Below are 14,420 nucleotides of genomic sequence, written 5' to 3' on the forward strand. Positions count from 1 at the left end.
CCAGGCGACGAAGTCCTCGCGCATCAGGTTCCGGATCCGCCGCGTATCGCCATCGCCGAGCACCCGGCCGTGGTCGACCTGGTCGACGAGCTTCTCGGCCTCCGTAATGCGCTGCGACAGGTCGAGGCCAAAGGAGCCCTTCAGGCCGCCTGCGCTGATATCGGGAAGGCCCATGGACGACCCCGGTATGTCTCCGGTTCCCGTCCCAAGATTGTTTGGAGTCCCGTGCTGGCCGACGCTGGCGCTTGGATTGGCCTGTGCCAGGGCCATTTGCGCGAGGCCTGCCGACAGGAGGGCCGCGACTGACGCAGCAGTATGTCTGATTTGCATAATCGCTCTCCCAAGCTGACGATCACCGAAACGGTCGGGTGCCTCGATCGAGCCGCTCACTCTCCCTCTCTTTATTACAGTGGATTGACAAAGTGAACGTTCACAATCATTCAAGTGCAAGATCGGTGACAATCGATTTGGGGGGATCATGTCAATTCGTAGCTCGCGTTTGTCCGTTGGCTTTCTGATGAGCGCATCGATCGCCGCGCTTGCGGCGCCGGCCGCCGCCATCGCGCAGGCCGCACCTCCGGTCCCGCCGGCACCCGCGCCGCAGGACGACACCGCGGCCGCGAACAAGGATGCGACGAGCGCAACCGCCGCGCAGAATAGCAATGCCATCGTCGTCACCGGCATCCGTCAGTCGCTTCGTCAGTCGCGCGAGATCAAGCGCAATGCGATCGGCGTCGTCGATGCCATCTCCGCCGAAGAAATGGGCAAGTTCCCCGACACCAACCTCGCCGAATCGCTGCAGCGCATCACGGGCGTGTCGATCGACCGTTCCAACGGGGAGGGGTCGAAGGTCACGGTGCGCGGCTTCGGTCCGGACTTCAACCTCGTGCTCCTCAACGGCCGCCAGATGCCGGCGAGCAGCTTTGGCGATTGCTGCAGCGCCCCCGCGTCGCGCAGCTTCGATTTCGCCAATCTCGCGTCTGAGGGCATTGCGGCGGTCGAAGTCTACAAGTCCGGCCGTGCAACGCTGCCGACCGGCGGCATCGGCGCGACGATTAACATTCTGACGCCCCGGCCCCTGGATCGGCCAGGCCTGCGCGGGAGCGTCTCCGCCAAGGCCGTGATGGATCACACCTTCAACGGCCACAAGATCGCGCCGGAAGTGTCCGGGATCATCAGTGACACCTTCGCCGACAATCGGATCGGCATCCTGGTGAGCGGCGCCTATCAGCGGCGCAAGGCGAGCCTTGCGCAATATACCGGCGGGTGGCGCGAAGGGTATCTCGGTTCGGAGAGCAACTGGGGATCGCTCGCGTTCCCGGGCGACCCGCGGTACGCGAACATCGAGAATCGCCCTGGGCCTAACGATGTGTATCAGGTGCCGCAAAACGGCGGCTACGATTTCACGACCATCGATCGCAAACGGATCAATGGCCAGGCGGTGCTGCAGGCGCGGCCCGTGGACAATCTTACCGCGACGCTCGACTACACCTATTCTCAGAACACCATTCATGCGGTGACCAACAGCATCGGCGTCTGGTTCAACCACAACGACACCAGCAGTGCCTGGACGGACGGCCCCGCGGCGGGACCGCTCTTTTATTCCGAGCATTTCCGGGCTGCGGGCACCAATGGGCCGGACGATCCGGGCGAGCTCAAGGACCTCGCGATCACGGGCGCCATTGCGGCCAACCGATCGATCAACAGATCCCTCGGCGGAAACCTCGCCTGGCACGGCCTTGGCGGCCTGCGTTTCGAGCTCGATGCGCACCATTCGACCGCAGAAACCAAGCCTACGACCCCGTATGGCAGCAACATCGCCGTCGGCAGTGCGATCTATGGCGTCGACAGGCAGACGATCGACTTTTCGCACGACATGCCGGTCATCTCGGTGTCGATGTATCCGGGGTCGGAGATCGCCGCGAGCAACATCCGCCCGGCCGGCAACGCATTCCGCAACGCCTACATGCGCGACCGCATCAACGAGGTCTCGGCAAAGGCTGGCTACGATTTCGATTCGTCTTTCATCAAGAGCATCGATTTCGGCGCGACCTATACCGACAACGCTGTTCATTCGGCTTACGGGTTCATTCAGAACGACACCTGGGGCGGAACATTGTCGGCTGCGGATACGCCGGACGACCTATTTCACATCACCCCGCTTCCGCCCGCCCTTGCAGGCATGTCGGGGTCGAATGATCCGGCACTGCTGGCGAACTATTTCCAGGTCGACACGCAGGGCGAGATCAGCCTGCTCGAGGACAAGCTCGGGATTTGCAGCCATCCGGCGTCCGGTACGGCGAAGCCCGGCACCTGCCTTGCGAAGTACACGGTCGATCGGCACATTCGCGAGAAGACGTTCGCTCCGTACATCCAGAGCCTGCACACGTTCAATTTCTTCAACAATCCGTCACACTTGAGACTGGGCCTACGCTACGAAAGGACGAAGATCACTTCGTCCGCGCTTGTGCCGGTCCCGAATTCAACGACGTGGCGAATCGGCGGCAATGAAGTGTCCATCGGCTACGGTGGGGATACGACCGTCCAGACGGTGAGGGGCGAGTATCACAACTGGTTGCCCGCGATTGATTTCGATGTTTCGCCGACCCGCAATTTCAAGCTGCGCGCGTCCTATAGCCACACGATCACACGTCCGGCCTATGACCAGTTGCAAGGCGGCCTGACCGTCAATTCACCGGCGCGTCCGGACGGCGGAAGTACCGGGCAGTTGGGCAACCCCAACCTGCTTCCGTACAAGTCGAAGAACATCGATCTGTCCGCCGAATATTATTACGGGCCTTCGAGCTACATCTCGGTCGGCTACTTCCACAAGACAGTCAGCAATTTCATCGGCACTACAGCGACTCAGGAGCCGCTTTACGGGCTGACTAATCCGGCGCAGGGCGTCGCTTACAACGCGGCGCTTGCCGCACTGGGCGCCAACGCGACTGCGGCGCAAATCGGCGCTTACATCCAGGCTCACTATCCGCAGCTCTACACGACCGTCGGCACCGATCCCGCAATCCTCGGAGCCCCGAACGACCCATCGCTCGTGTTCACGGTTGGGTCGCCGATCAACAGCAACCAGATCGCCCATCTGTCAGGGTGGGAGCTCGGGCTTCAGCACAGCTTCTGGAACAGTGGTTTTGGCGCCATCCTGAATTATACCAAGGTGCATAGCGATACGCGGTACAACAATGCGCTTCGCTATACGGTCACTCAGTTCGCCGTCACCGGTGTCAGCGACAGTGCGAACGCGGTGGTTTATTACGACAAGAACGGCATCCAGGCGCGTCTTGCCTACAATTGGCGAGGCGGGTTCCTGGCAGGTTACGCGCCCTACGATCCGCAATATGTCGATGCCTATGGCCAGTTCGATGCCAGCGCGAGCTACGAGTTCCGCAAGGGTGTGACGGTGTTCGCGGAAGGCATCAACATCACCAATTCGGACCGTCGCGGGCACGAGCGCAACAGCCATTCGGTCACCTTCGCGGCGCCGGGTTACGCGCGCTATTCGCTCGGAGTTCGGCTCGGCTTCTAGGCCAACGCGGTCTTCGAATGGGAGCGTGCCGGAACGACCTGTCGCTTGCTAGGCGGCGGTGCGGCTGCGACACTGTCGGCAGGCTATGGGTCCAGGGTCATGTCTGAGCCGATCAAGCGCATCGTGATCGCCGGCGGAGGTACCGCCGGATGGCTGAGCGCTTGCCGCCTCGCCGCCTGGTCCAAGGCCGAGAAGCGAGGCTTGACAATCACGCTTGTCGAAGCCCCCGATATTCCGACGGTCGGGGTCGGCGAGGGGACCTGGCCGACGATGCGCCGGACGCTTGCCGAGATCGGGATCGACGAGGCCGACTTCCTCCGCGACGCAGATGCTGCCTTCAAGCAAGGTTCGCGTTTCGACGGATGGGTCACCGGGCAGGCCAACGACTCATACCTGCATCCATTCACGCCGCCGCCTGCCGCTCCGGACCCGCGTCAGTTGCTCGCAGCCTGGAGAAGACAGGGAGACCAGAGCTTTGCGACTGCGATGACCCCGCAGCCGGAAGTCGCGGCCATCCATCTGGCTCCGAAGCAACGAGGCATGCCTTCGTTCGCCGGCGCCCTGAATTACGCCTATCACCTCGATGCGGCGAGATTCGTCGCGATGCTCCGCAGTCACGCAGTCGATCGGCTGGGGGTGACCCATGTTGCTGACCGCATCGCCTCTGTCGAAGGCACGGACACCGGCGAAATCGCCGGCCTAAAACTAGGCTCCGGAATGAATCTGCCAGGTGACCTTTTCATCGACTGCACCGGCCACGCCGCCATCCTCATCAAGGGTCATTGCAAGTCCGATTGGGTCGACCTGTCGAGCGTCCTGTTCAACGATCGCGCGCTCGCCGTTCAGGTTCCGGTGGCTGCGAGATCGCCGATCGCCTCCCAGACCATTTCGACCGCTCACAAGGCCGGGTGGCTATGGGACATCGGGCTTCCCGACCGGCGCGGGATCGGCTGCGTCTATTCCAGTGAGTTCATGACCGATGGTGAGGCGGAGCAAACGCTCAGCGCCTATATCGGCGAAAGCATCCCCGACGCAGGAGACGTGCAGCCCCGGCGACTGATCTTCCCGACCGGTCACAGGCGCCACTTCTGGGCAGGCAACTGCCTTGCAGTGGGATTGTCTTCGGGATTTGCCGAGCCGCTCGAAGCTTCGGCCATCGTCCTTGTCGAGCTGTCGCTGCAGGCGCTGATCGACAACTTCCCGGCGGACCGGTGCGCAATGAGGATCATCGGACGGCGCTTCAACGACCTATTCACCACACGCTGGGGGCGCATCGCCGAGTTTCTGAAGCTCCATTATGTGCTCAGCAGACGCGCCGAACCCTATTGGCGCGCGCATCGCGAGCGCAGCTCGTTTCCCGAACGCCTGTCGGAGCTTCTGGAGTTATGGAAGGGCCAGGCGCCGTCGAGCTATGACTTCCCCCTGGCAGAGGAGATTTTCCCTGCAGCGAGCTACCAATATGTCTATTACGGAATGGGCGGGACGCTTCCGCCCGGTCTTCCGGAGCCCGCTCCCAGCCTGATGATCCAGCTCGACCAAATGAAGCAGCGCGGCCGCGCCCTGCTCGCATCCCTGCCATCCAACCGCTCCTATTTCGATGGCCTGTGCTCAGGTGCTCCGAATGGACGTGAAGCGACCGCATGACCCGTCACGCCGTTCTCACAGCTGACGATCACCGGGACCTTCGCATCCGGACCGACAGCAGCGCCGATCTTGGCGATGCGGTCATGTCCTGCTTCACGGTCCCGCTTGAATTCCGAAGCCTTCAGCACCGCTTCCCGATCCTGTTCCGGCGTAACGAAGCCACCGGGGCGTTTTCTGCCCTTGCTCTGCTCGGCTTCGAGGCTGGGGAGAACCTCTTCCTCGACGGCGATCGCTGGGACGCCGACTACAAGCCGATGGCACTGGCCGTTCAGCCCTTCCTTGTGGGCCGATCCGCCGGCGCAGATGTACCGAGCCAGATTCACATCGACCTCGATCATCCGCGGATTGCGACGGCCGACGATGGCACGCTGCTGTTTGACGTCCACGGCCGTCCAACGCCTTATCTCGAACGCGTGAGCGAGATGCTGGGCGATCTCGATGAGGGCTATCGTTCCAGCGGCCGCTTCTTCGCCGCGCTCGAGCGATATGACCTGATCGAGCCCTTCTTCCTCGATGTGACGCTGAGGAACGGAAGCAGCCATCGCATGGTCGGATACCATCTGATCAACGAGGAGAAGCTGCTCGCTCTGGAGCCCGGAGCGATTGCCGAACTGCACCGCGAAGGGCATTTGCTTCCGATCTTCATGGCGCTGGCGTCGCTATCGAGCCTGGCCGACCTCATCGAGCGCAAGAATCGCGCCGAGGCTCATGGCTGACGCCGCGCCTCGCGCCGCAAGGATGGCTGCAATCCCCGTGGTTCGGGATCTGACCCCGGTCGACCTAAACGCGCGCCTCAAGTCTTCATCGACGCCGTTCGTGGCCCGCGGCATCGCCCGGGATTGGCCGCTCGTACGTTCGGGAGTCGAGGGCGGCGGCAAAGGTGCGCGCGACTATCTACTCGGTTACGCGCGCGATCGTTCGTTCGAGGTCAACGTCGGCCAGCCGGGCCGGGGCGGTCGCCTGTTCTATGACTCCGACATGCAGATGAACTTCCGCATGGGGCGCGCCAGCCTGGCGGACATCTTTGCCGGGATCGACGCCAACGTCGACAAGCCTGACGCGCCGGTCATCTATCTTTCGTCGTTGGCGATCCGGGACTATTTCGACGGGCTCGACGACGCGAACCGGATCGATCTTGGCGAGCGCCGCACGCGCGACAGCATCTGGATCGGCACCCGGACCGAGATCGCCGCTCATAATGATCTGCCTCACAATCTTGCCGTCTGCGCGGTCGGTCGACGCCGCTTCACCTTGTTTCCGCCTGATAGTTTCGCGGATCTGTATCTCGGGCCGCTGGAGAATACGCCGGCCGGGCGAGCGGTCAGCATGGTCGATCTCGCGAACCCCGATTTCGGCCGCTTCCCGCGCTTTCGGACTGCGCTCGCCAAGGCTCAGGCCGCCGTGCTCGAGCCCGGCGACGCCTTGTTCATCCCATCCATGTGGTATCATCACGTCGAGGGGCTCGACGCGTTCAACGTGCTCGTGAATTACTGGTGGCGGGAAACGCCGCTCCACCTTGGCGATCCGGAGCAGGCGCTCCTCCACGCGATCCTTGCCGTCCGGGACCTGCCCGACGCGGCGCGCGAACGCTGGAGAACGCTCTTCGACCACTATGTCTTCTCAGGCGGGGCGGGGGCCGGCGACCACCTGCCGGAGGGCAAGCGGGGTATCCTCGATCCGCTGGATCCGGAAGCGGCCGGGCGGCTGCGTGCCTTTCTCCTTCGGACCCTGTCTCAGTGAGCGCATGGCCGATGCGGCGGATCATCATCGCTGGCGGAGGCACCGCCGGGTGGATGGCGGCCGCGGCGCTCGGCAAGACGCTCGGAAGCCTTGCCGACGTCACCCTCGTCGAATCCGATGCGATCGGCACGATCGGCGTCGGCGAAAGCACGATCCCGCCGATGCGCACGTTCAACAATCTGCTCGGCATCGACGAAGCCGAATTCATGCGCGCGACGCAGGCGACCTTCAAGCTCGGCATCGAGTTCGACGACTGGGCGCGCCTCGGAGATCGCTATTTCCACAGCTTCGGGACAACGGGCAAGGATCACTGGTCGGCCGGCTTCCAGCATTTCTGGCTGAACGGTCGCGAGCGCGGCCAAGGCCGGCCGTATGACGACTACTGCCTCGAGCTTCGTGCAGCCTATGCGGGCAAGTTCGTTCACCTGCCGGGCGATGGGCTGAATTACGCCTACCAGCTCGATTCCACTCGCTACGCCGCCTTCCTGCGGACGCTTGCCGAGCGCGAAGGGGTCGTTCGCCGCGAGGGCAAGATCGCGTCGGTGGAACACGGCGCCAGCGATGGCCGGATCGCGGCGCTGACTCTTGAAAGCGGCGAGCGTATCGAAGGCGACTTCTTTCTCGACTGCACGGGATTTCGCGCCCTCCTGATCGGCGATACTCTAGGATCGGAGTTCGACGACTGGACCCACTGGCTGCCCTGCGACCGGGCGATTGCGGTGCAGACGGAATCGGTCGAGCCGCCACGCCCCTACACACGGGCGATGGCGCACGATGCCGGCTGGCAGTGGCGGATCCCGCTGCAGAACCGTACTGGCAATGGGATCGTCTATTGCAGCAAGTATCTCGACGATGACGCCGCGAGGGAGCGGCTGCTTGGCAGGATCGAGGGCACGCCGACCACCGAGCCGCGCCTGCTTCGGTTCAGGGCCGGCGTGCGGCCGCGGCAATGGGTCGGCAATTGCCTTGCGGTCGGCCTGTCGGGCGGTTTCATGGAGCCGCTGGAATCGACCAGCATCCATCTGATCCAGCGCGCGGTCCTGCGCCTGCTGAGGATGCTGCCGATGACGGACGTCAGCGATCGCGACATTGCCGAGTTCAACGACCAGCATCTGCAGGACATGCTGCAGATCCGGGATTTCATCGTCCTTCACTATAAGGCTACCGAAAGGGACGACAGCGCCTTCTGGCGGTACTGCCGCGACATGGCGGTGCCGCAGACCCTCACTCACAAGATCGAGCTGTTCCGCGAAACCGGCCGAGTCTTCCGGAGGAACGAGGAGCTGTTCCAGGAGAACAGCTGGGTCCAGGTCATGCTTGGGCAGGGCATCATACCCCGATCCCATCATCCGATCGCCGCCAAGCTCAGCGACGAGGAACTGAACCATTTCCTTGGCGGCATCGAGGAGTCGATCTCGCGGACGGTCGGCTCCATGCCTCCGCACCACGTCTACGTTGCCGGCTATTGCGGCCAGCCGCGAGCCGCGGCCGTCGCTCGGCAGACTGCATAGCCGAAGAATGAGGGGGACATCTTCCAAGGGCAGGCGTCAAGGCGTGACGATCCGTCACGTCGCTGCCGATGCCGGTGTCAGCCACCAAACGGTGAGCCGCGTCATCAACGATGCGCCCAACGTCCGCCCGGAGGTCAAGCGCCGAGTTCAGGCGTCGATCGACAAACTCGGTTATGTCCCGTCGATTGCTGCTCAGCGGATGGGCGGCTCACGATCCTACCTGATCCTCGCGCTCAACGACCGCGACCGCACGATCGCCGACTGGCGCGAGCGGCAGGGCACCGACTGGATCGACCAGATGCTGCTCGGCGGCATGCTCAAGGCCGCCGAGCATGGATATCGCCTGATCTTCGAGCTGGTCGACACCCACGCCGATCATGTCGAGCGCGAGCTTCGAGCTACTCTCGCCGCGTTGCAGCCGGACGGCGTCATCCTGACGCCGCCGCACTCGGAAAACCCGCACATCATCAAGCTTCTGGACGAGATTGGAATCGCCTTCGCGCGGGTTGGCGCGCTGCAGGGGGGGCCGGGTGTCGCGGTCGCGATGGACGAGGAGTCCGCCGCCGCATCCGCGACGCGACATCTCGCGAGTCTCGGTCACAAGCGGATCGCATTCATTTCCGGCTCGCCTGAATATTCGCTCAGCAAGCGCCGCGTTGCCGGCTGGCGCGCGGAAATGGAGCGCGAGAAGCTGCCGACCGACGACTTGCTGGCAAGCGGGGACTTCAGCTTCGGCTCGGGCACGAGCGCCACCGAAGCGCTTCTGACCCTGAAGGATCCGCCCACTGCCATCATCGCCAGCAATGACCGCATGGCTTTAGCAGCCCTTGCCGTCGCGAACCGGCGCGGACTTGCCGTCCCTGGCGACCTGTCCCTGTTCAGCTTCGACAATACGCCGGTCGTCCGGTTTACGCAGCCGCCGCTCACCGCCGTCGACCAGCCGGTCGCCGAGCTCACCGCCTTGGCGGTTGACATGATCATTCGGTCCCTGCGCGGCAATGAATTGCCCGACCAGCCGGTGATCATCGAGGCCGGGCTCGTCGAACGCTCTTCGACGGCTGCTCCCTGTGCCTCGTGACCGGCCGACCCGGACGAGGCAATCGCCGGCTTTCCTCCTATTGTATGCATTGGCCTGGGCAGGAGGCGCGGTCGCCTACGTTCCGTTCCTGACCATCCTGCTGCCGATCCGCGTCTCGGCGATGGTCGGCGCGGACCGCGTCCAGTGGCTGGCCTATATGACTTTCTGGGGCGCGGTCGCATCGAGCACCGGCGGCGTCCTGTTCGGCTGGCTCAGCGACCGCAGCGGCGTTCGCAGGCCGTGGATCATCGCCGGACTGGTCGGCGCAGTCGCACTGATGCTGTGTGTCCCGTTCATGCGCCAGCCGCTGCAGCTGCTAGGCCTGATCGTGCTTTGGCAGCTGGCGCTCAACATGATGCTCGGGCCGCTGTCGGCCTGGGCCGCCGATCACGTGCCACCCGAACAGCTCGGGGTGCTCGGCGGCCTTCTAGCGCTGTCGCCGGCGCTTGGGTCGGCATCGGGTGCATTGGTGACGATTCCGGCCATTGCTGGCCCTAATCGCAGCCTCGCGCTGGTCGGCGTCTTGGTCTGTGCCTGCGTGCTTCCCGCGCTGGTCTTCGCCCATCCGCTCGACACGTCGCTTCTGGCGAAGGTCGAGCAACATCACCGGACGCCGCCCGGCCGAGCGGCGAGAGCGATGTGGGTCGCGCGCTTCCTCGTGCAGATCTGCGAGGCGACCCTCTTCGCCTATCTCTATTATTATTTTCGGTCGATCGACCCGCAGTGGAATGCGAGCTCGATTGCGCGCCTGTTCAGCATCGTTGTCTGCACGGCCGTTCCGGCCGCACTGCTCATCGGGCGCTGGTCCGACAAGCGTGCTCGGCCGATCGCGCCGCTCATCGTCACGGCGCTGACCGCGGCGCTGGCGCTGATGGCGATGGCGGCGGCGCGCGGCCCGGAAGCCGCGACCGCGGCCTATGTGGTCTTCGGTTTCGCGACGACGATCTTCCTGTCGCTGCACTCCGCGCAAACCTTGCGCGTGCTCGGCTGCGCGAAACGCCGCGGCCGCGATCTGGGGCTGTTCAACCTGACCAACACCGCGCCGTCGCTGATCATGCCGTGGCTAACCGTTGCGATCGTCCCGAGGTTCGGCTTCTCGCGCTTCTTCGCCGTGCTGGCGGCGCTGGCGCTTGCCGCCGCGTTCATTCTCGTGATCGCTGCAAGACGTCTAAAGAACAGTCGCAACGCTTCCCAGAACGCGTAAACGGGCGCGGCAGCCGCGCACGGCGGAAGCGGCGGGAGAGATGATGGCAAACGCGGACCAGCCGGTAACGAAGGTGACGATCGTCGGCGGAGGCACGGCCGGCTGGATGACGGCCGGAATACTGTCGCAATGGCTCAGCAAGGTCGAGATCCGGCTGATCGAATCCGACGAGATCGGGATCATCGGCGTCGGCGAGGCGACCATTCCGCACATCCGCACGTTCATGCCGCTCGCCGGGCTCGACCCGCTGCGGATGATCTCCGAAACCAAGGCGACGTTCAAGCTCGGCATCGATTTCGTCGACTGGGGCGCACCTGGCGAGCGCTATTTCCACGGCTTCGGGAAGATCGGCCGCGACATGCTGTGGCTTCATCCGCACCAGCTGTGGCTCTCAGCGCGGGAACGGGCGCCGGGCTCGGTCGGCTCCTTCGACGACTACTCGCTGAGCGCCGTCGCGGCCTACAAGAACCGCTTCGCCTTTCCCGATGCGCGGCAACAGGGCTCGCCGATGGCGGACTTCGAATATGCCTATCAGTTCGATGCATCGCTTCTCGCCCGCTATCTCCGCTCGGAATGCGAGGCGCGCGGGGTCCAGCGCATCGAGGGGCGCATCGTCGATGTCGTCACCGATCCCGACAGCGGCTTCGTCGACCGAGTCCGGTTGAGTGACGGGCGCGAGGTCGATGGCGAGCTGTTTGTCGATTGCTCGGGGATGCGCGCCCTACTCATCGGCGGAGCGCTTGGCATGGGCTACGAGGATTGGTCGCACTGGCTTCCCTGCGACCGTGCCCAAGCGGTGCCCTGCACCAGCGTTGCGCCGCTGACGCCCTACACGCGCTCGACGGCGCGGCGGGCCGGCTGGCAATGGCGCATCCCGCTGCAGCACCGGATCGGCAACGGCCACGTCTATTCGTCGGCTCTGATGAGCGACGAGGAAGCGGCCGAAACCCTGCTTGGCAATCTCGACGGCCAGCCGCTGGCCGACCCGCGCCCCGTCCGCTTCGCGCCCGGACGCAGGCTCAAATCGTGGGAGAGGAATGTCGTCGCCGTCGGCCTCTCGTCGGGTTTCCTGGAACCGCTGGAATCGACCAGCATCCACCTCATCCAGACCGCGGTCCACCGGCTCCTCGCCATGTTCCCGTCGCAGGGTTTCTCTGCCGCCGACATCGACGAGTTCAACCGCCAAGCGCGCTTCGAATATGAGGACGTGCGCGACTTCATCATCGCGCACTACAAGGTGACCCGCCGCGCCGGCGATCCGTTCTGGGACCATGTCCGAACCATGGACGTGCCCGACAGCCTGGCCGAGCGGCTTGAACTGTTTGCCGCGTCGGGCCGCTTCTTCAAGCGCGGCGCGCAGGAGCTGTTCGCCGAGGAAAGCTGGGTCCAGGTGCTGATCGGCCAGGGCTTCGAAATGCGGGCCGATCCGGTGACGCAGTTCGTTTCAGACCAAGCGATCGCCGAGTTCATGGGGGACATTGCCGAGGTGATCGAGGACGTCGCCGACAAGATGCCCGACCACGCGGAGTTCATCGCTCGCCTCCCCAAAAGCACCGCTGTACAGGCCGCGCCCGGCCAGCCCGCGGTCGACTTCACTCTGCGGTCCGGCCGCGGCGCGTGACGCGTGGCCTCAAAGCCACAGGGATAGAGCAGCCTGCAACGCCGGCCGGGCCCGCGATTGACTCTCCCGGAACGAAGGAGTTTGTGTCGCCACAAAGGGCGAAACTGTCAGAACATTAATGTAACCGGTTACAGGCCACCGCAAACAGGGGAGAGGTGCGAAGTGAGCATGAATCTGAACAAGCGCGGCCTCGCGTCAGGCATCTCGGTTGCCGCGATCGTTGTCTCCTTGTCGTTTGCCTCACCTGCCTATGCGCAGCAGGAATATGGCAGCGTTCAGGGGCATGTGGACGGCGCCGCCGCGGGAACGCAGGTCGTTGCCGTCGACGCCAACACGGGCCAGCGTTCGGTAGGTACGGTCGACGCCAGAGGCGACTACTCGATCCTCGGGTTGCGCCCCTCGAATTACACGGTGACGGTCGCCAACCAGCCGCCGCAGACGGCTACCGTGCTTGTCGGCCAGACGGTCAACGTCGACTTCATTCAAGCGAGGCCTGCTAAGGGCGCCATCGTGGTCACCGGTCGCCGTCGCGCGGCTCCGGCGCAGGCTCAGGCGGTGACGACGAACATCACACCAGCGCAGATCGAGAATCTGCCCCAGAACTCGCGCAACTTCCTGAGCTTCGCGGCTCTTGCGCCGGGCGTTTCTCTAATCTCGCCGAGCGGCGCCGCCCAGTTGCAGGCCGGCGCGCTCGCGCCGCAGAACGCGAATATCCTGCTCGACGGCCTTAGCTTCAAGAATCCGATCAACCACGGGGGCATGCTGGGGCAGAACTTCGGCGACTTCGGCAACCCGTTCCCGCAAATCGCGATCCAGGAGTACCAGCTTCAAACTCAGAATTTCGGCGCTGAGAACGGGCAATCCGCCTCAGCCCTGCTGAGTGCGATCACGAAGACCGGGGGCAACAAGTTCCACGGCGATGCATTCATCGACTATCAGCCGAAATCTTTCGTCGAAGAGCCTTATTTCGACAAGAAGAACGGCGTTCCCAAGAAGGATTCCAACCGCAAGCAATTCGGCGCTGATCTCGGCGGACCGATCATCCCCGACAAGCTCAGCTTCTATGTCGCGTTCGAAGGCACCAACGAAAAGCGTCCGCCGGCGCAGTTCGACGCGGTTACTGCGACGATCCCGTCAAATATCCAAGCGGAGATCAACGGCTCGCGTTCCCTCGAGTTCAAGCAGCGCCTTTACTTTGGCAAGTTGACCTTTTTCGCCACGCCGAACGACACGATCAACCTGTCCGGATACAAGCGTAAGCAGAGCAATCTGGCCGATTTCGGCGGCAACGCCGCTCAGGAGCACGGTCACTTCCTGCAGACCGATCAGGATCGGTACCAGTTACAGTGGCGGCATAGCTCAGGCGATTTCCTCAACTTCCTCAACGTCGCGCACGACAAGGCGAATCAAGGTACGCCTGACGTTTCTACCGGTCCGGAGTATCTCCTCACCAACGGCTTCGATACTGGGTCGATTCGGGCGCAGCTCGGCGCCAACGGCTTCCAGCAGAACGACATCGAGAAGAACTGGACGATCCGCGACGACGCCACGCTGCGACACGGCGAACATACGCTCAAGGCCGGCGCTCAGGTCGTCTTCTACGATTTGTCGCGTATTGAAGCGGCGAACACCAATGGGACCTTTTTCGTCGCCAACCCGTGCGATCAGACCGTGCCGACTTGCGGTCCGCTCGACATTACGACAGCGACTCCGATCGCAGGGCGGATCAACATCAATCCGGCGCCGGGACTGAGCGCAAAGGATACGCAGGTCGGGCTTTACGTTTCCGACGAATGGAAGCCCGATGAGCACTGGACGGTCAACGCCGGCCTGCGCTGGGACTTCGAAAGCAACCCGAATAACAAGCACTATGTCACACCGACGGCGATCGCCACCGCGCTCCGCGCTTACCCTGGCTGGGCGGCGCGAGGGATCAATCCCGAGGACTACATTTCGAATGGTCACAATCGCAAACCGTTCTACGGCGAATTCCAGCCCCGCTTGGGCGTTGCTTACGACGTCAACGGCGACCGCGACTTAACGGTTTTTGGCGGTGCGGGCCGCTATTACGATCGCAACCT

The 14,420-nt window shown here is 63.7% G+C and carries 10 protein-coding genes; 9 read left to right on the forward strand and 1 reads right to left on the reverse strand.

Going from position 1 to position 14,420, the window contains the following annotated elements; genetic code table 11:
* Nucleotides 1–330 (reverse strand): hypothetical protein (locus tag JOZ79_RS09110; protein WP_294073422.1); only part of this gene is annotated, 330 nt, incomplete at its 3' end.
* A 187-nt stretch (nucleotides 331–517) separates the two neighbouring features.
* On the opposite strand from JOZ79_RS09110, the gene JOZ79_RS09115 reads away from it, so the two are divergent.
* From JOZ79_RS09115 to JOZ79_RS09155, 9 genes are all read left to right on the forward strand, one after another.
* Nucleotides 518–3,541 (forward strand): TonB-dependent receptor, encoded by a 3,024-nt coding sequence (locus JOZ79_RS09115; protein WP_294073423.1) that lies wholly within the window; start codon nucleotides 518–520, stop codon nucleotides 3,539–3,541.
* 99 nt (nucleotides 3,542–3,640) lie between these two features.
* On the forward strand, nucleotides 3,641–5,185 hold the full coding sequence (locus tag JOZ79_RS09120; protein ID WP_294073424.1) for a tryptophan halogenase family protein: 1,545 nt from the start codon (nucleotides 3,641–3,643) through the stop codon (nucleotides 5,183–5,185).
* Entirely contained in the window at nucleotides 5,182–5,901 is a 720-nt protein-coding gene (locus JOZ79_RS09125) for a SapC family protein (RefSeq protein ID WP_294073425.1), read from the forward strand. Before JOZ79_RS09120 ends, JOZ79_RS09125 begins: the two co-directional genes overlap by 4 nt.
* Nucleotides 5,902–5,923: 22 nt before the next feature.
* Nucleotides 5,924–6,925 carry a cupin-like domain-containing protein gene (locus JOZ79_RS09130; protein ID WP_294073426.1) on the forward strand — a complete coding sequence of 334 codons (1,002 nt, stop codon included), beginning with the start codon at nucleotides 5,924–5,926 and terminating at the stop codon, nucleotides 6,923–6,925.
* Nucleotides 6,922–8,436 (forward strand): tryptophan halogenase family protein, encoded by a 1,515-nt coding sequence (locus JOZ79_RS09135; RefSeq protein WP_294073427.1) that lies wholly within the window; start codon nucleotides 6,922–6,924, stop codon nucleotides 8,434–8,436. Before JOZ79_RS09130 ends, JOZ79_RS09135 begins: the two co-directional genes overlap by 4 nt.
* A 7-nt stretch (nucleotides 8,437–8,443) precedes the next feature.
* A complete protein-coding gene (locus JOZ79_RS09140) occupies nucleotides 8,444–9,514 on the forward strand; it encodes a LacI family DNA-binding transcriptional regulator (protein ID WP_294073428.1) in 1,071 nt (356 codons plus the stop codon).
* A 49-nt stretch (nucleotides 9,515–9,563) separates the two neighbouring features.
* Nucleotides 9,564–10,718 carry an MFS transporter gene (locus JOZ79_RS09145; RefSeq protein WP_294073429.1) on the forward strand — a complete coding sequence of 385 codons (1,155 nt, stop codon included), beginning with the start codon at nucleotides 9,564–9,566 and terminating at the stop codon, nucleotides 10,716–10,718.
* A 40-nt stretch (nucleotides 10,719–10,758) separates the two neighbouring features.
* Nucleotides 10,759–12,339, forward strand: coding sequence for a tryptophan halogenase family protein (locus JOZ79_RS09150; RefSeq protein WP_294073430.1), 1,581 nt, complete (start codon nucleotides 10,759–10,761; stop codon nucleotides 12,337–12,339).
* A gap of 168 nt (nucleotides 12,340–12,507) precedes the next feature.
* On the forward strand, nucleotides 12,508–14,420 hold a 1,913-nt coding region (locus JOZ79_RS09155; RefSeq protein ID WP_294073431.1), incomplete at its 3' end, for a TonB-dependent receptor.

Origin of the sequence: Sphingomonas sp. (assembly GCF_019242355.1) — a bacterium.
Classification (GTDB): Bacteria; Pseudomonadota; Alphaproteobacteria; order Sphingomonadales; family Sphingomonadaceae; genus Sphingomicrobium.

Excerpts from the sequence above, each read along its gene's own strand:
- JOZ79_RS09115 (WP_294073423.1), top strand. The coding sequence starts at position 518 with ATGAGCGCATCGATCGCCGCGCTTGCGGCGCCGGCCGCCGCCATCGCG.
- JOZ79_RS09120 (WP_294073424.1), top strand. The coding sequence starts at position 3,641 with ATGTCTGAGCCGATCAAGCGCATCGTGATCGCCGGCGGAGGTACCGCC.
- JOZ79_RS09125 (WP_294073425.1), top strand. The coding sequence starts at position 5,182 with ATGACCCGTCACGCCGTTCTCACAGCTGACGATCACCGGGACCTTCGC.
- JOZ79_RS09130 (WP_294073426.1), top strand. The coding sequence starts at position 5,924 with ATGGCTGCAATCCCCGTGGTTCGGGATCTGACCCCGGTCGACCTAAAC.
- JOZ79_RS09140 (WP_294073428.1), top strand. The coding sequence starts at position 8,444 with ATGAGGGGGACATCTTCCAAGGGCAGGCGTCAAGGCGTGACGATCCGT.
- JOZ79_RS09150 (WP_294073430.1), top strand. The coding sequence starts at position 10,759 with ATGATGGCAAACGCGGACCAGCCGGTAACGAAGGTGACGATCGTCGGC.